This window comes from Bowmanella yangjiangensis, assembly GCF_017255015.1.
In the GTDB taxonomy this organism is placed as follows: domain Bacteria; phylum Pseudomonadota; class Gammaproteobacteria; order Enterobacterales; family Alteromonadaceae; genus Bowmanella; species Bowmanella yangjiangensis.
The window spans coordinates 31199-48033 of the sequence record NZ_JAFKCS010000022.1; the positions used below are offsets into that span (position 1 = coordinate 31199).

General features: G+C 51.5%; 11 protein-coding genes. 6 read left to right on the forward strand and 5 right to left on the reverse strand.

All coding sequences use genetic code 11. The features are described from left to right. Window positions 1-16 precede the first annotated feature (16 nt). The 3 genes from J0A65_RS17830 (at window position 17) to J0A65_RS17840 (ending at window position 4673) form a co-directional block, all read left to right on the forward strand. The gene (locus J0A65_RS17830) at window positions 17-1276 is read left to right on the forward strand and encodes a sugar MFS transporter (RefSeq protein ID WP_206595702.1); all 1260 of its coding nucleotides are present in this window, start codon (window positions 17-19) and stop codon (window positions 1274-1276) included. Then, window positions 1273-3795 (forward strand): glycoside hydrolase family 3 protein, encoded by a 2523-nt coding sequence (locus J0A65_RS17835; RefSeq protein WP_206595703.1) that lies wholly within the window; start codon window positions 1273-1275, stop codon window positions 3793-3795. The genes J0A65_RS17830 and J0A65_RS17835 overlap by 4 nt, the downstream gene beginning before the upstream one ends. A gap of 62 nt (window positions 3796-3857) precedes the next feature. After that, a complete protein-coding gene (locus tag J0A65_RS17840) occupies window positions 3858-4673 on the forward strand; it encodes a polysaccharide deacetylase family protein (protein ID WP_206595704.1) in 816 nt (271 codons plus the stop codon). A gap of 30 nt (window positions 4674-4703) precedes the next feature. On the opposite strand, the gene J0A65_RS17845 is transcribed toward J0A65_RS17840, so the two are convergent. Further along, window positions 4704-6614 (reverse strand): methyl-accepting chemotaxis protein, encoded by a 1911-nt coding sequence (locus J0A65_RS17845; protein WP_206595705.1) that lies wholly within the window; start codon window positions 6612-6614, stop codon window positions 4704-4706. A 503-nt stretch (window positions 6615-7117) separates the two neighbouring features. On the opposite strand from J0A65_RS17845, the gene J0A65_RS17850 reads away from it, so the two are divergent. Further along, complete coding sequence (locus J0A65_RS17850) at window positions 7118-9151, forward strand: TonB-dependent receptor (RefSeq protein ID WP_206595706.1); 2034 nt, start codon at window positions 7118-7120, stop codon at window positions 9149-9151. Window positions 9152-9154: 3 nt separating this feature from the next. Here J0A65_RS17850 and J0A65_RS17855 read toward each other — a convergent pair whose 3' ends face one another. Next, window positions 9155-9409 (reverse strand): VF530 family protein, encoded by a 255-nt coding sequence (locus J0A65_RS17855; protein WP_206595707.1) that lies wholly within the window; start codon window positions 9407-9409, stop codon window positions 9155-9157. Window positions 9410-9572: 163 nt separating this feature from the next. Between J0A65_RS17855 and J0A65_RS17860 the strand changes: the two genes are divergently transcribed. Together J0A65_RS17860 and J0A65_RS17865 are read left to right on the forward strand one after the other, a co-directional pair. Beyond that, on the forward strand, window positions 9573-10760 hold the full coding sequence (locus J0A65_RS17860) for an efflux RND transporter periplasmic adaptor subunit (protein ID WP_206595708.1): 1188 nt from the start codon (window positions 9573-9575) through the stop codon (window positions 10758-10760). Window positions 10761-10769: 9 nt separating this feature from the next. Then, window positions 10770-13919 carry an efflux RND transporter permease subunit gene (locus tag J0A65_RS17865; RefSeq protein ID WP_206595709.1) on the forward strand — a complete coding sequence of 1050 codons (3150 nt, stop codon included), beginning with the start codon at window positions 10770-10772 and terminating at the stop codon, window positions 13917-13919. Between the two features lie 39 nt (window positions 13920-13958). Here the strand turns inward: J0A65_RS17865 and J0A65_RS17870 are convergent, their stop codons facing one another. The 3 genes from J0A65_RS17870 to J0A65_RS17880 form a co-directional block, all read right to left on the reverse strand. After that, on the reverse strand, window positions 13959-14948 hold the full coding sequence (locus tag J0A65_RS17870) for a substrate-binding domain-containing protein (protein WP_206595710.1): 990 nt from the start codon (window positions 14946-14948) through the stop codon (window positions 13959-13961). A gap of 325 nt (window positions 14949-15273) precedes the next feature. Beyond that, window positions 15274-16281: a fumarylacetoacetate hydrolase family protein gene (locus tag J0A65_RS17875; RefSeq protein ID WP_206595711.1), complete on the reverse strand. Its 1008-nt coding sequence runs from the start codon at window positions 16279-16281 to the stop codon at window positions 15274-15276. After that, on the reverse strand, window positions 16278-16826 hold the full coding sequence (locus J0A65_RS17880) for a VOC family protein (protein WP_206595712.1): 549 nt from the start codon (window positions 16824-16826) through the stop codon (window positions 16278-16280). The genes J0A65_RS17875 and J0A65_RS17880 overlap by 4 nt, the downstream gene beginning before the upstream one ends. Window positions 16827-16835 lie beyond the last annotated feature (9 nt).

A 16835-nucleotide genomic window follows, 5' to 3' on the forward strand; every position in this document is an offset into this window, starting at 1 on the left:
TAAGCCGGAAATTGCTATGCACAACGCCGCTTCGGGGATCAAATCCCCTACTGCTAATCTGACCTTTGCCCTGGTGTCGTTAACCTCGTTATTTTTTATGTGGGGATTTATAACGGCCTTAAACGACATACTTATCCCGCATTTAAAAGCGGTATTCAATCTCAACTACACCCAGGCCATGCTGGTGCAGTTCTGCTTCTTCGGGGCGTATTTTTTGATTTCGGTGCCTGCCGGGCAATTGGTGGACCGCATAGGTTTTCAGCGTGGCATTGCTACCGGCCTTTTGACGGCAGCCTGCGGCTGCGTGCTGTTTGTGCCATCCGCACTCTACACCACCTATTGGATGTTTCTGCTGGCGCTATTCGTACTGGCCAGCGGTATCACCATACTGCAAGTAGCGGCCAATCCTTTGGTTACCTTGCTGGGTAGTCCAAAGACCGCCTCCAGCCGTTTGACGATGACGCAGGCGTTTAACTCGCTCGGAACCACGGTGGCACCAGTGGTAGGTGGTTTGCTGATATTTTCTCACGCTGCAGACGCACAGCAGAGCGCTGATTCGGTGATCCTGCCCTATATCGGCCTGGCCATACTGCTGGCAGCCATGGCACTAACCTTCCTGAAGCTGCACTTACCTAATCCGACACAGGAACATGGGCAAAGCACCACCAACACCAGTAAAGTCTCCTTGTGGCAGTATCCGCATTTGGTGCTGGGTGCCCTGGGTATTTTTGTCTACGTAGGTGCGGAAGTATCCATTGGCAGCTTTCTGGTTAACTTCCTCGGTGAAGACCAGGTTATGGGTATGAGCGAAGCGCAAGCCGCTAAGTACATTGCCTATTACTGGGGCGGCGCTATGGTTGGACGTTTTATCGGTGCCCTGTTGATGCAGCGCGTGGCCCCAGGTTTATTACTGGCGGTTAACAGCCTGGCGTCCATGGCGCTAATCCTCACCGCCATTGTGGCTGATGGAAGCCTTGCCATGTGGAGCATCCTGGCGGTGGGACTATGCAACTCCATAATGTTTCCTACCATCTTCAGTCTGGCCATTAAGAATCTTGGGCTGGATACCGGCCGGGGATCAGGATTGCTGTGTCTGGCCATTGTTGGCGGCGCATTGGTACCGCTAATGCAAGGCATACTGGCTGACAATATTGGTTTGCAGTTGTCGTTCCTGCTGCCGCTGGTTTGCTATCTGTATATCGCATTTTATGGCCTGGTCGGAGCCAGGGTACGCCAATCTTCACCCGCTTTTGTGCACAATGAGGTAGCCAAATGATACGCACTTTACCTATTTCATTACCGCTACTGACACTGAGTGCGCTGCTGATGTCATGCACAGATAATGAACCGCAGCAAAACGCGGTTGAGACGGCTGTACCGGACTACTGGCCGGTGATCCGTTCAGAGGTGGTCGCCAGTACTGAGATCGAAACGCGGGTAAAGACCTTGCTGGCGAGCATGACCATAGAGCAAAAAGTCGCACAGACCATGCAGCCGGAAATCCGTGATATCAGTGTTGAGGATATGCGCCGTTATGGATTTGGCTCTTACCTGAACGGTGGCGGTGCCTTTCCCAACAACAACAAACATGCCTCAGTGCAGGACTGGGTAAAGCTTGCTGAAGCCATGTATCAAGCCTCTGTGGATGATAGCCTGGATGGCAGTCGCATCCCCACCATGTGGGGCACCGATGCAGTGCATGGCCATAATAACGTGATTGGTGCGACCTTATTTCCGCACAACATTGGTCTGGGCGCCACGCGTAATCCGGCGCTAATCGAACAGATAGCCGAAGCCACTGCCAAAGAAGTGGCGGCAACCGGCATCGACTGGATCTTTGCCCCCACAGTGGCGGTTACCCGCGATGATCGCTGGGGTCGTACCTATGAGGCCTATTCAGAAGACCCGGATATTGTGCGTGACTACGCCTACGCCATAGTCAAAGGCTTGCAAGGGCGGGGAAATGACTTTCTCTCTGAGCAACATGTGATAAGTACGGTTAAACATTTCCTCGGTGATGGCGGCACACAAGGCGGCGATGATCAGGGCGATAATCTGGCCACGGAGCGGGAACTTTTTGACATCCATGCCCAAGGTTACATTGGTGGTTTAACCGCTGGTGCGCAATCGGTAATGGCCTCGTTTAACAGCTGGCATGGGGTGAAAAATCACGGTAACCCTTATTTGCTGACCCAGGTTCTCAAACAGCGCATGGGCTTTGACGGCTTTGTGGTAGGTGACTGGAACGGGCATGGCCAGATCCCTGGTTGCAGTAACGAAAGCTGTCCTGACGCACTCAACGCCGGACTGGATATGTATATGGTACCCACTCAGGCCTGGAAGCCACTGTTGGAAAACACCATAGCCCAGGTTAAATCAGGGCAAATCAGTACCCAGCGCTTGGATGATGCAGTAGCGCGGATTCTGCGGGTCAAACTGCGCGCAGGTTTGTTTGATAAGCCCTCGCCTGCGCAGCGTGCGTTGGCGGCCAAGCAAAACCTGATAGGCCATCCCGCACACCGGGCTGTCGCACGCCAGGCCGTGCGTGAATCATTGGTTTTACTTAAAAACCATCACCAGTTGCTGCCATTGGATCCCCGCGCGCATATATTGCTGGCCGGTGATGGGGCCAACAATATCGGCAAGCAGTCGGGTGGCTGGACTATCACCTGGCAGGGCACAGGGAATCAGAACGGTGATTTTCCAGGCGCCACCTCAATATACGACGGTTTTAAACAGGCCATGCAAGCAGCAGGGGGCAAAGTCACACTTTCACAGGATGGCAGCTTTACACAGCGACCCGATGTTGCTGTTGTGGTGTTCGGTGAAGAACCCTATGCAGAAGGTAACGGCGATCTGGCCAATCTGGAATACCAACGGGGTAATAAAACTGACCTGGCCCTGCTAAGCAAGCTCAAAGCTCAAGGCATTCCTGTAGTGGCAGTATTTCTCAGTGGCCGGCCGCTATGGGTGAACCCGGAATTGAATGCGGCAGATGCCTTTGTGGCGGCCTGGCTACCTGGCTCGGAGGGCGTTGGCATTGCGGATGTGCTGTTGAAGAAAGCCGATGGCACAGTCAACTATGATTTCAAAGGTAAGCTGTCTTTCTCCTGGCCCGCCACGCCAGAACAAACCACAGTCAACCGTCATGATGCTGATTATCAGCCCTTGCTGCCTTATGGTTTTGGTCTGCGTTACGGTGATGCTGAGGTACTGGCCCCCCACCTGAATGAAACACTAAGCGCCGCCAATAGTGACTTGTCACCACTGGTGCTGTTTGAAAACAACATCAAAGCGCCGTGGCAATTGAGTATTGGCGAAGTTGGCCACACCCAGGCAGTGGTCAGCAGCGTACAGCAACAAGGTCCGGTGAGTTTGCGCACCAGTGACTGGAAAATTCAGGAAGACAGTCGCCTATTGCGTTTTGACGGTTCGGCCACAGGCGAAATCCAGATTGGTGCCGCTTTCCCGCAAGATCTGCGTACCTACCTGGAAAGTGGTGCAGTACTGAACCTCACGGTTAAGCTTGGCAGTCCAGCCCAGGCCGAAGTGCGGCTTGCCATGTTGTGTGGAGAGGGATGTCGCGCTGAACTGGATATCAGCGATAAATTAGCCCAATTACCCACAGGGCAGTGGCATCAATTGTCTTTTGCTTTAGCCTGCTTTGCCGAAGCGGAGCAGTTGGCCAGGGTATTCAGCCCATTTAGTTTGCAGGTCAAAGGGGAACTTGATATCAGTTTGGCCGATATCCGCTTGCAGCCGGGTGTCACTGCCCCGCAGCAGTGCCTCAAATAATCTTGTATTAGCCAGGTAAAAGCCTCTAAGCTGCGGTTCAACAAAGTGAGGGGAACCTGTAAATGAGCAAATGGATAATCGCAACCGGCATCACCCTGAGTGTGTTGAGTCAGTCAGGTATCGCCAAGGATTTCACCTGGCCGGATGGCCAGCAGGCAGCGGTGAGTCTCGGCTATGACGATGCCCTGGCCAGCCAGTTGGATATCGCCATCCCGCAACTGAATAAACACGGCCTGCGCGGGACTTTTTATCTGACCTTGTCTTCCCCGGTGTTGGTCGAACGCATGGATGCCTGGCGTGCTGCCGCGTTAAGCGGTCATGAACTGGCCAATCACAGTATCAATCACCCCTGCCGGGCAGACTTGCCCGGACGTGAGTGGGTGGAGGCAGAGAACCAGTTAGATAACTGGAGCATGACCCGCATGCTACGCGAAGTAAGCCAGGCCAGCAGTTTTTTGTATGCCATTGATGGCCAGACGGTACGCACTTACACACCACCTTGTGGAGATCGGCAGACTAAAGACGGTGATTACGTCAGCGCCATTGAACCTAAGTTTGCTGCCATACGCCTGCCTGGGGCGCCGCTGGTCAGTATGGATGAATTGAATCTATCACACACCCCCACCTGGTTTCCTGACCAGCCAAGTCTGGATGCGTTAATTGCCTATGTGGAACAAGCGGCCAAACGCGGTACCTTGGCCAGTATTAGTTTTCACGGTGTGGGGGGCGACCATATGCGTGTTAACGCTGATGTTCACGATGCCTTTTTAGCCTATCTGGCCAAACACCCTAAGCGCTTTTGGGTAAGCACCTTTCGTGACATAGCCCAGTATATTCACCATCAACAATCAGGCGCAGGTCTCAGGGGTAAAAAGTAAAAGGGGAGCGAATTGCTCCCCTTTTTATCCTCAGACTCTGAAAAAGCCCACCAGCTTTTCCATCTGACCGCTGCGCTCAACCTGTTCACGGATCTGCTGTTGGATCTCGTTTAAGCCCTCGGCATTCTGATCAGACATATTTTTGATCTGCATAATATTGCCGTTTACTTCCTCAACCACTGAGCTTTGCTCTTCAGCCCCCACCGACACCTGAGTGTTCATCTCAGAGATACTGTTAATGGCGGCCACAATGCTGCCATAGGCATCACTGGACTCATTGGTCAGGTTGACAACATTATTCGTCTTGTCCGTTGACTGGCCAATAACGTTAACTACATTGGCTGCGCCTTGCTGAATAACCTCAATGATAGTAGTAATTTCAGCAATAGAATCCTGGGTTTTCTGTGCCAGCGTGCGCACTTCATCGGCCACCACAGAGAAGCCCCGACCCTGCTCTCCAGCTCGCGCCGCTTCAATGGCAGCATTGAGCGCTAACAGGTTAGTTTGGTCGGCAATGCCACGGATCACGCCCAGAATACTGGAGATATTCGCCGCATCACCGTCCAGCTTATTCACCACTTGGGTGGCTGATTGCATATCCATAGCCAGCTCTTGCATGGCGTTGATGGTCAGGCGCACCACCTGCTCACCATTTTTTGCCTGCTCTTCGGCATTGACACTTTCCTGATGTGCCTGTGATGCATTTTGCGCAATCTGCAAGGTGGCTGCGGCCATTTCATTTAATGCCGTGGCCAGCATATCGGTTTCCATTTGCTGGGTTTGTACTGAACGGTTGGACTGTTCGACTGCCGCCATCACAGAATTACTAGAGTCATTCAATACCCCTGTCACCTGCTGGATCTGGCCTACGATGTCGCGTAGTGAGGCTGCCGACTGATTCATGGCGGTATTCAGTTCGCCAAACTCGTCATTATTGATGATATTGATATTGCTGGTTAAATTACCCTCAGCAATTTCCTTTGCGAACGCAATGGATTGATTAAGCGGATTCATAATACTGCGTACCAACCACACCCCCAGCACGGCACTTAGCAACATGGCCAGTGCCACGGCAATAAAGGTTACTGCTTTTACCTGGGTGCGCACATCGGACTCAACCACCAGTTCCTCACCAATGAGTTTAGTCGCCATGGTTGATGCTTCTTCACCTTCACTCAGCATGTGAGAAAACGCGCTTTCAACACCTATGCTGGCATCACGCATCGCAACAAACAGGCTACGATACTGAGTAAGACTGTCGTTTAGTTTACCAAGGTGAGTCTGAGTTTGGTCCGAAAGCATAATACTTTTCATATGCAATACTTGCTTACTCAGACCTTCGATTTCGCTCAGAATGTTGTCTGCTAACTGAGCCGTTGGCTTACTGTTGTATTTACGGATTTCCACTCTAACCAAATTAAAACTGTCTTTAAAATGCTTGGCGGTACGATAACGATTGAACTCGGCGAAGTCGGTCTGATGGGAAGAAAAGTAACTCTCGATAGCAGAGAGTACTGCATCAATATCCGTGGAGACAGCACGCGCAGCACCGTCGAATGACTCGCGACTTCTGATATTGTCAGACTGCGCTTGCGTAAAGTCTTTGAAGGCACTTCTGTAGTCCGCAATATTACTACGAATAGACTGTGCCTGACGAAGGCGTTCCGGTGCCTGCATATTGGCCAGAACAGGCTCGAGACTGGCATTAGCCTGATCCAGATACCCCAAAACACCGTCATGATATTTAGGTAATTCTGTAATCATATAATCGGCTTGCGACAGCCTGGCTTGATAAAGTTGGGTATTGGCGTTGGACAGGCCGGTCAGAATCTGAATTTGCCCTTCCAGTCGGCCCAACATCAGATAGGAAATGATGCCCAGTAACAGCATCACAAAGGTCAGGGAAAACAGTGCAGTGTACAGCTTTTGTCTTATTGTCATTTACTACGTCGCCTTGCAATAGATCTATTATCACGCTATCCCAGACGCAGAGCTCTCCCTCTGCTCGATAGCCTATCGCAAGCCGCCCCAGCACTTGCACGGCACAGTTCAACGCCTGAAATTATTGAAATTTCAGAACCTTGCGCAGCTGTCCATGGCCATGTCCGAGAGGCGCGCAGTGTAACGTACAAAGATTCACCAGGGCGCACAATTTTCACGCTTCAACATAGTAAAAACAGCAACACCCATAACCTAAACGAATAACCTTATGCCATTTGTTAATAGCATTAACCAAGGTTACAATTTTCCAACAAAAACAGTGTGTTACACTATTGTCAGTAAAAGGACGGAAAGCCTAAGCGAGAATGTAAATACCACAAGGGATTTTCATCTGACCGTTATTGGGCACTAATCGGCTAAGCCCCGCTGTCTGCCTCATTAGCGCAGACCCGTTTATCAACTTGTGTCAGAATCGCCGCCGTCTACCAGCCAGGGAATATCAGATGCCGGATCACAAGTCTCTCCTCCTACCTTTCAGCTATTTTTTCAGCCTCAGTGTTTTAGCCCATGGCCTGGACTATGAGCACATAGCCGTGCATGGCCATCAGACCCGTCTGGTAGGTCAGGCGATATCCGCTTCTGAAGGCATTATTGGTCAGGGTGAAATTGCTCAGCGCCCGCTACTCAGAACAGGTGAAATGCTGGAGTTGGTGCCTGGTATGGTGGTCACTCAGCATAGTGGTTCAGGTAAAGCCAATCAGTACTTCCTGCGAGGTTTTAACCTTGACCATGGTACGGACTTTCAAACCCGTGTGGATGGTATGCCGGTTAACATGCGCACCCATGGCCACGGCCAGGCCTATACCGACCTGAACTTTATCGTGCCGGAATTCGTTGGCAATATTCAATATCGCAAAGGGGCTTACCACGCAACCCAGGGCGACTTTGCTACCGCCGGTTCTGCCAGTTTCTTTATGACGCCGCAATTACCCAGCATGCTATCCCTGCAAATGGGCCAGGATAATTACTGGCGCACCCTGGCTGCGAAAAGTCTGAAGATAGACAATGCCGTTCTCAACTTAGGGGTGGAAGCCACTCGTTATGATGGCCCCTGGACGGATGTTGAAGAAGACATTAAGAAGTTCAACGGCCTAGTTAGTTACCATCGCCCGACTGAAAATGGTCAGCTCAGCCTGACTTTCATGGCATATGACAACCAATGGAATTCAGCCGACCAAATCCCGCAGCGCGCTGTCGAGCAAGGTCTGATTGATGAATTAGGCTCGTTGGATACCACGTTAGGAGGCGAGTCTGACCGCTACAGCCTGTCGGTTAACTGGCTGGTCGGCGAATGGAGCCTCAGCGCCTATGCCATCGAATCAAATCTGGACTTGTATTCCAACTTTACCTACTTCCTTAATGATCCGGTGCAGGGCGACCAATTCAAACAAGTTGATCAGCGCCGCATCTGGGGCGGAGAAATCAATCGCCACGCGTATAGCAATTTGTTTGGCAAAGAATGGGCGCATGAATTTGGTGCTCAGCTTCGCCATGATGATATTGGAGAAGTGGCCTTGTATAACACCCGCGCCAGGCAAGTGATAAGCCCAGTCAGGGTGGATGCCGTGCAAGAAACATCCAGCTCGTTGTATTGGCAGTCTGAGCTACTGTTAAGCAGCCGCCTGACCTTAAGCAGCGGTGTACGCTACGACTATTTTGATGTATCTGTAGACAGTGATTTGACTGATAACAGCGGCAATGCCAATGATGATTTAGTCAGCTTTAACGCCAGCCTCACCTATAGCCTGACACCCAGTCTGGAAGCCTATGCCAACGCCGGTCAGTCATTTCATTCCAATGATGCCCGCGGTGCCACCATTTCTGTTGATCCGGTAACAGGGGAAGCCGCCAGCCCAGTGGATTTGCTGGTGCGCGGCGAAGGTATGGAGGTGGGACTGCGTTACTTCGACAGTCGCCGCCTCAACCTGTCAATGGCACTTTGGAGTTTGAATCTGGACTCAGAACTGCTGTTTGTCGGTGATGCCGGGAATACCGAAGCCAGCCGCGGCTCACGTCGCTACGGGCTGGAACTTGCCGCCTATTACTGGTTAGCCGAGACCTTAAGCGCGGATCTTGAGCTGGCCTTGACCCACTCCCGCTTCCGTGGCGAGGAGGAAGGCGAAGGTAATCGTATCGACGGATCTTTACCTATGGTAGCCAGCGCAGGCTTAAACTGGCAGCTCAGCGAACAGTGGCAAAGCAGCCTGCGGGTTCGCCACTTCGGTAAACGTATGCTGGATAGTCATGGCGAACAGCGTTCTTCACCGCTGACGGTAGTTAATCTGTCGGTAAGTTACCGTCTGCCATCCTGGCAGTTCAGACTCGAAGCCCTGAATCTGTTGGACAGTAACGACCACGATATTGACTACTTGTATGAGTCACGCTTGCCGGGTGAAGCACAAGAGGGCATTGAAGATGTACACTACCACCCCATAGAACCCCGCACCCTGCGAGTAGGCGCTACCTATCACTTCTGAAGACTAATCCTCTGATGTGCGGGCCGCTGCACGGCCCCACACATGGAAAGCATTGAGGTAAAGCCGCTCAACCTTTTCCCTGGCCCATGGGGTGCGCCGCAAGAATTTAAGACTCGATTTTACCGAGGGATCATGGGTGAAACAGCGTATCTCTACCGCCTTGCCCATTTGCTCCCAGCCTAACTCTTTTTCAAGGCGGATTAACATCTGTTCAAGAGTAACGCCATGTAAGGGATTGTTTGCTTGTATATCCGCCATGTGCAGCTCTACGGGATAAAAAGGACCTTGCCTTATTCTAACAGAGCGTACATGGGTATTAAAAAAGCATTTCTACTAACAGAAATTTACAATTGCCTTACGCCTTTGTTGCAAAGCTTGGTTATCATAGGCACTTTAAGACACCAAAGCAGACGCACAGCCAATGAACAAAGTTTGGATAAAGATCGCACTTCCGGTACTCGCGCTGGGTATCGGATTTGTGGGTATGGCAGCCATCAAAGCCACCGCCGAAGATAAAGAAGACAAGCAAGAGATTGATTCGCGCCCCACCGTTAAGGTTGAAGTGCTGCGTACCGAAGACTATCAGGTAGCGATTAACAGCTTTGGTGAAGTGAGACCTTTGGAAAAAACTCAGTTAGCAGCAATGGTGTCTGGAGAAGTCATTGGCTGGCATGAGGACTTTGTGCCTGGCGGCGTGGTAAAGCGTGGTACCTTGCTGTTTAGCATCGACAAGCAACAATATCAGGCCGCCTTGTTACAGGCTGAAGCCAACCTGAGTCAGGCTAATGCACAGTTAATCGAAGAGCGTGCCAAAGCTGAAGTCGCCAAACGCGAAGCCAAAACCATGCCGGCCGCCCGCATCACCGACTTGTACTTACGAAAGCCGCAGGTGCTGAGTGCCGAGGCCGCGGTTAAATCTGCCGAGGCGCAATTAAAGATCGCCCAGCGCAACCTGTCTTACACCGACGTCCGCGCCCCTTATGATGCGCTAGTTGTGTCTCGCAACCTGGGTACAGGGCAATATGTGCATCAGGGCAACGAAGTTGGTTTGCTCTACAATATTGAAACCGCTGAAATCAACCTGCCCATTGCAGGTTTTGATGCCTTGTTCCTGCCTGCCGATTTACAAGGCAGTACAGCGCAAATCAGCAGCCGTGGCGCTATTACTGTGACCCGTACCGGCACAGTTGAACGCGATCTTGGTATTGTTGATCAGGACACTCGTATGAGTCAGGTGGTGGCAAGGATTAATGACCCATATAGCCTGAACACCGACGCGCCAGCCTTCAAATTCGGCACTTATGTGGAAGTCAGTCTCAAAGGTTCAACCCTGCAGGATATTTTCCGCCTGCCTCAGGAACTGGTCACTAACCGCAAAGTTTGGGTGGTAAACAAAGACAACGAATTAGAATCCCGCACCGTGAAAGTCTTGCGAGAAGAGGCGCAGTTTTTCCTGGTGGAGAATGGTCTGAATGCCGGCGAACGGGTGGTTATGACCCTGCCTGAGTATCCACAAAACGGCATGAAAGTGAAAATCGCCGGTGAGCAGAGCAAACAAACCAACACAGGCACCGAGGATAGTGGTCTGGTTGCGCAGGCGAACGATTAAGGAAGCATCATGTCCAGTACAGCACCTCAAGAACAGGGCCTGATTGCCTATTTTGCCCGCAATACGGTAGCTGCCAACCTGATGATGTGGTTTATCATCATTATGGGTTTGGTCAGCTATTTCACTATCCAGCGCCAGATGTTCCCAAACATCGAAATCAATTACATCAATATCAACGCCACTTACCGCGGCGCCTCACCTCAGGAAATTGAAGAAGGCATATTGATTAAAATTGAGGAGTCACTCAAAGATGTGACCGAGATTAAGCGCCTGGTTTCACGCGCATTCAGGAACAACGGCCGAATTACCCTGGAAATCCACACTAAGGAAGACATTACCGATGTGTTGGATAAGGTCAAACTACGCGTAGACAGCATCGCCACTTTCCCGGCCGGTATGGAACCTGTGACGGTATCGCAGCAGGAATTCCGTCAGGATGTGATTGAGATGGCCGTGGTGGGAGAGTTGCCACTCAAAGACCTTAAAAGCATAGCCATTCAGATGGAACGGGAAATGCTGCAACTGGGCAATGTGTCGCTGGTAAATCTGGATGCCCCGGATGACGAAATTGCCGTTGAAATTAAACCCGAGATGCTGCGCCGCTACAACCTGACCTTGGATGATGTAGCCGCCGCAATCCGCCGCTATTCAGCGAATATTTCTGCCGGTCAAATTCGCACTGAAACAGGCATCATCGCCGTGCGGGTGGAAAACCAATACTACAACGGCGAAGAGTTTCGCAATATCCCGGTCAAAATAGGCGCAAGTGGTAACAAAGTACTGCTGCAGGACGTGGCTTTTATTCAGGATGAGCTGGCCGAGGGTGAGTACTACTTCAAGTACTCGGGCGAAAACGCCATTTTTATGTCGGTGAAAGCCACCAAAGACCAGAATATGGTGCCGGTTGCCAAGTCAGTGAAAGACTTTATCGAACACCGCAATCAAACCCTGCCCCATGGCGTGGAAATGAAGGTACTGGTGGATATGACCTACTACCTGAATGCCCGTCTGGACATGATGCTGAATAACCTCTGGCAAGGGGCAATTCTGGTAGCATTGATGCTGACTATCTTCCTGCGCTTCCGTTTAGCGTTCTGGGTAATGGTGGGTCTGCCGGTCTGTTTCCTGGGTGCCATGATGATGATGCCGGTATTTGGCATCACCATTAATATCCTGTCGCTATTCGCCTTTATTATGGTACTGGGGATAGTGGTGGACGACGCTATAGTCATAGGGGAAAGCGCCTACACCGAAATAGAAAGTAAGGGGCCGGGGGTTGAAAATGTTATCCGCGGCGCTAAGCGGGTTGCCACGCCTGCGACCTTCGGGGTATTGACCACTATTGCAGTATTTGCGCCCTTTGTGTTCAGTAAAGGGCCAGAAGGTACCTTCTTTGTCATCATCGCCACTATGGTGATCTTGTGCCTGAGTTTCAGCTTGATCGAGTCCAAGCTGATCCTACCAGCGCATATTGCCCATATCGATTTTAAACCTATTAAAAAGGGTAGCTGGCGTGACCGCTTCAACACGCGCTTCTTCGGTTTTGTAAACGGTACCTACAAAAACTTTGTTGCTCGCTGTGTGGAATGGCGCTGGCTGACCTTCTTCTCGTTTATTGCCATGTTGATGATTAGCTGGGCACTTATCTCTGCTAATCATGTACGCATGGTTCCAACGCCCAAAGTACCGCATGACTTCCCAGCGATTAAGATTGAAATGAACGAGACCGTCTCGGATGAAGCCACTATTGATGCGCTGAAAATTGTCGAAGCTGCCATCTGGCAGGTGGAGAAAGAAATCACCGCTGAATATGGTTCCGGTATGGTTAAAGACCTGCTGGCCTTCAACCAGGGCCGCACCGAGGCCCGCATTGTAGTGCCACTGGTAGATGAAGCAGATCGTCATTTCACGGCCTTTGAGCTGGCACGCCGCTGGCGTGAAAAGATCCCTGAAATTCCCGGCATGAAGTCCTTTACCATTCAGGACGACGTAAATGGCGGGCGTGATGACGGCGAGTTCGGTTACCTGTTGTTTGGTTCAGATATCAAAACCCTCAACGAGGCTGGCCGCTACTTCATCAGCAAGTTGCAGGAGCAGGAAGGCCTGTTTGATGTCAGTTCCACCATAGACCCGGCTAGTAAAGAAGTGCAGATACAACTGCTGCCCGTTGCCTACGACCTGGGACTGAACCTGACCAGCATAGCCAATCAGATTGGCGATAGTTTTTATGGTAGCGAGGCTCAGCGGGTTATTCGCGGCACCGAAGAAGTGCGGGTTATGGTGCGTTATCCCAAGTTATCCCGTGAACAATTTGCCGAACTGAAATACGCCATTATTCAAACGCCGTCCGGCAAGGAAGTCATGCTGGGTGATGTGGTAGCTTTGGTTGAACAACCGGGTATCAGCTATATCCGCCGTGAAGGGGGTTATCGCAGCGTCTATGTATGGGGCAATATTGACGAAGAGAAAGTCGAGCCCAATGCGGTGGTCAAAACCATTGAAGAGACCTTACTGCCAGATATGCAAGCCACCTTCCCGTCAGTGAAAACTGAGCTAGGCGGCGGCATAGCCGAACAGCAGGCCCAGCAAAATGAACAGGTTATGTTCTTTATTGCCGGCATGATCATCGTCTACATCTTGTTGGCCGTGCCGCTGAAAAGTTACGGGCAGCCGATTATTATCATGTCGGTTATCCCATTCAGCTTGACCGGCGCTATCTGGGGACACTTCCTGTTCGGACTGGATTTGAGCATGATGTCCACCTTCGGCCTGATTGCGGCGGCAGGGGTAGTGATTAACGACAGTCTGGTCATGACAGACTATGTCAACCAGCGCCGTGCCGAAGGCATTCGCATCAAAGATGCGGTACTGGAAGCCGGCTGCGCCAGATTCCGGGCCATTACCCTGACTTCCATCACGACCTTCGCCGGTGTACTACCGATTATGTTTGAGACCAGTCTGCAGGCCAGGTTTGTTATTCCTATGGCTGTAGCACTGGGCTTCGCGGTGATGTACGCCACCTTGGTGACGCTGTTGTTAGTGCCCTGTTTGTACATGATTCTGGAAGATATGCGCAAACCTTTCAGGTATGTGCGGCAAAAGCTGTCTCGTAAGCCTGCGCCTCAGCAAGGCAATGACCTGGAAGGGTCACATTACTGATTAAGTTAGAATTTAAAAAGAGCCCGCCCGGGCTCTTTTTTATTGGCGCTTCTCGTTCAGCGTTGCGGCCAGCGAGGCAATGGTCATAGGAAGCGGCGAATTGCTATAACGGCGGCTGAGTTTTTGGTAATCAAGGGCGGTGAAATGGCCTGCATGCATAGCAGCAATCAAGGCTTTAGCTGACGCAGATTGATTGCTCACAGAAATCGGCAGCACAGTGGGAATGCCTGGCTTTAATTCACGCAAGCCAGCAAAGTGTTCGTCCAGCATCACCAGCGCTAAACTACCCAGAGTCACGTGACCACCAAAGCTGATATAGTCTGCAGGCACATTGGCCGGTAAGCTGTCCCAGTTGATCCCAACATAGCGAATAGTGCCCTGCAGACCAGCTTCGTTGGCAGCCTTAGCCGCCCCAAAAGCCATTGGATCATTGGCTGCCCATACCGCATCCACCTGCACCGCACGGGAGAAGAGTGCATTGGCCAGCCGGTACGCCTCATCCTGAGACCAGTTGCCAAAATCCTGATACACCAGTTGAATTGCCCCTTTATAATGCTGTAAGGCTCGCTGCATGCCCAAGGTGCGGGCCTTGGACGAAGACGAGTGCCGATCGCCGTTAATGACCAACAGTTTCAGTGGCCTGCGGCTATCTTCAGCAAGTAGCGCCGATACCATTTGAAAGCCGGTGTCCGACAAATCGGCAGTTAAAGCTCCCAGATAATGCCTGGGATGGGGTTGCTTCGGTGCCACCAGAAAATCATTGTTAACCAGAAAGTAAGGAATGCCGCCACTTTCCAGTAACGCAACATGCTGATCCAATACCGCATTTTCATTGACCAGCAGCAAATAATCCGGACGACGTGCAATCCCCTGGCGTATCAATTCCACCAGCTTCAATCTGTCTCGCTCGGCATATTCAATGCTTAATTGCAGATTCAGATCCACAGCGGCTGCCAGCATAAACTGACTCACTGTCGCCCAGAACACACCGGTTTGATCACCCGCAGCAGAGCCGGGATTAATGAACAAAATATGCGGATGCTCAGAAGCCTGCGCTGTGCAGGAAATGCTCCAGTTTAAGCCCAACAGAAAGACAAGAAGAAGGATACGAATCAAGGCTGGATGAAGAGTAGAGACACCATTTTGCCACTTTAGCGCAAAACCGCCGCACAGTCAGGCTCAAACAGTGGAGTTATCCAGTCAAATTGTTTATTCGCATGCCCATAAAAGACATAGGGATGTCTTGGTACTAACATAGGGTGGTAGCTCCCCCCAAAGAAGTGATCACCATAATTTTTTTAAACCATGACAAAAGCGCCAATAATTGGCGCTTTTGTCAAGGTAACCGTGGCAATCAGGCTTTTTGCACAACCTGCTCAATACGACCAAAGATCGACTGGCCGTTGTTATCCAGCATTTCAATCTGAATACTGTCGCCAAAGTCCATAAAGGGCGTACTGGGTTTGCCTTGTTGAATAGTTTCAATCATGCGGATTTCAGCAATACAGCTATAGCCTACGCCACCTTCCTTGACTGGTTTGCCTGGGCCATCGTTGAGCTTATTGGATACCGTGCCTGAGCCGATGATAGTGCCAGCCACCAGTGGGCGGGTTTTGGCTGCATGAGCAATCAACTGACCGAAGTGGAAGGTCATATCCACACCGGCATTGGGTTTACCAAACAGCTCGCCGTTTAGATGCGACAGCAGCGGCAGATGCAGTTTACCGGCCTGCCAGGCTTCGCCCAGTTCATCCAAGGTGACGCAAACCGGGCTGAAGGCACTGGAAGGTTTGGACTGATAAAAACCAAAACCTTTGGCCAGCTCGGCCGGGATCAGGCCACGCAACGACACGTCATTGACCAGCATTACCAGGCGAATATAAGACAGCGCCTGCTCAGGCGATACGCCCATGGGCACATCATCAACAATCACGGCAATTTCGGCTTCAAAGTCGATGCCAAAGCCTTCGCTTTGCGGCATCACTATCGGTGCGCGCGGTGCCAAAAAGGTATCCGAACCCCCCTGGTACATCAGTGGGTCGGTCCAGAAGGTCTCGGGCATCTCTGCGTTACGGGCCTTACGCACCAGCTCTACGTGGTTCACATAAGCACTACCATCAGCCCAGTGATAAGCGCGCGGCAGGGGCGAGGCGCAGTCAGCCTGATTAAAAGGCTCGGCACTGATGCTACCGCTTTCCAGGGCCTCATAGCGTGCTTGTAAGGCACCATGCAGCTCGCGCCAATTATCCAGGGCAAATTGCAAGGTAGGGGCAATATCACTGACCGACACCATACGGGTCAGATCACGACTGACCAATACCAATTTGCCGTCACGACCGGCATTCAGACTGGCCAGCTTCATGCATTGTCTCCGGGAAATTCACCTTCGCCGTGCAGCCAGGCCGCATGCTTGGGGGCCTTTTTAGTTTGTGCCCATTCCTCCAGCATGGCCGGCGCAACCCGTTTAAGCTCTTCCAGCATACCGGGCTTGGCGGTATTGGCCGCCAGCTCAATGCGGTGACCGTTGGGGTCAAAGAAGTAAATGGACTTGAAGATGGTATGCTCGGTGGGGCCCAGCACCTTCAAACCGGCATTCTCCAAACGTTCCTTAGCAGCCAGTAGTTCATCCATGGACGCCACTTCAAAAGCAATATGCTGCACCCAGGCTGGGGTATTGTGGTCGCGGTCCATGTCAGGCGAGTTAGGCAGTTCAAAAAACGCCAGTACATTGCCCTGCCCGGCATCCAAAAACACATGCATGTAAGGGTCTGGCGCTTTAGTAGAGGGCACTTCGTTTTCGGCAATGGCCAGCAAAAATTCCATATCCAGCAGGTCGCGGTAAAACTCCACGGTTTGCTTGGCGTCTTTGCAGCGGTATGCCACATGATGAATACGTTGAATGTTCATGATCAATCC

Bases quoted from the DNA above. Each gene is read 5' to 3' on its own strand.
- J0A65_RS17830 (WP_206595702.1), top strand. From the start codon at position 17: ATGCACAACGCCGCTTCGGGGATCAAATCCCCTACTGCTAATCTGACC.
- J0A65_RS17835 (WP_206595703.1), top strand. From the start codon at position 1,273: ATGATACGCACTTTACCTATTTCATTACCGCTACTGACACTGAGTGCG.
- J0A65_RS17840 (WP_206595704.1), top strand. From the start codon at position 3,858: ATGAGCAAATGGATAATCGCAACCGGCATCACCCTGAGTGTGTTGAGT.
- J0A65_RS17845 (WP_206595705.1), bottom strand. From the start codon at position 6,614: ATGACAATAAGACAAAAGCTGTACACTGCACTGTTTTCCCTGACCTTT.
- J0A65_RS17850 (WP_206595706.1), top strand. From the start codon at position 7,118: ATGCCGGATCACAAGTCTCTCCTCCTACCTTTCAGCTATTTTTTCAGC.
- J0A65_RS17855 (WP_206595707.1), bottom strand. From the start codon at position 9,409: ATGGCGGATATACAAGCAAACAATCCCTTACATGGCGTTACTCTTGAA.
- J0A65_RS17860 (WP_206595708.1), top strand. From the start codon at position 9,573: ATGAACAAAGTTTGGATAAAGATCGCACTTCCGGTACTCGCGCTGGGT.
- J0A65_RS17865 (WP_206595709.1), top strand. From the start codon at position 10,770: ATGTCCAGTACAGCACCTCAAGAACAGGGCCTGATTGCCTATTTTGCC.
- J0A65_RS17875 (WP_206595711.1), bottom strand. From the start codon at position 16,281: ATGAAGCTGGCCAGTCTGAATGCCGGTCGTGACGGCAAATTGGTATTG.
- J0A65_RS17880 (WP_206595712.1), bottom strand. From the start codon at position 16,826: ATGAACATTCAACGTATTCATCATGTGGCATACCGCTGCAAAGACGCC.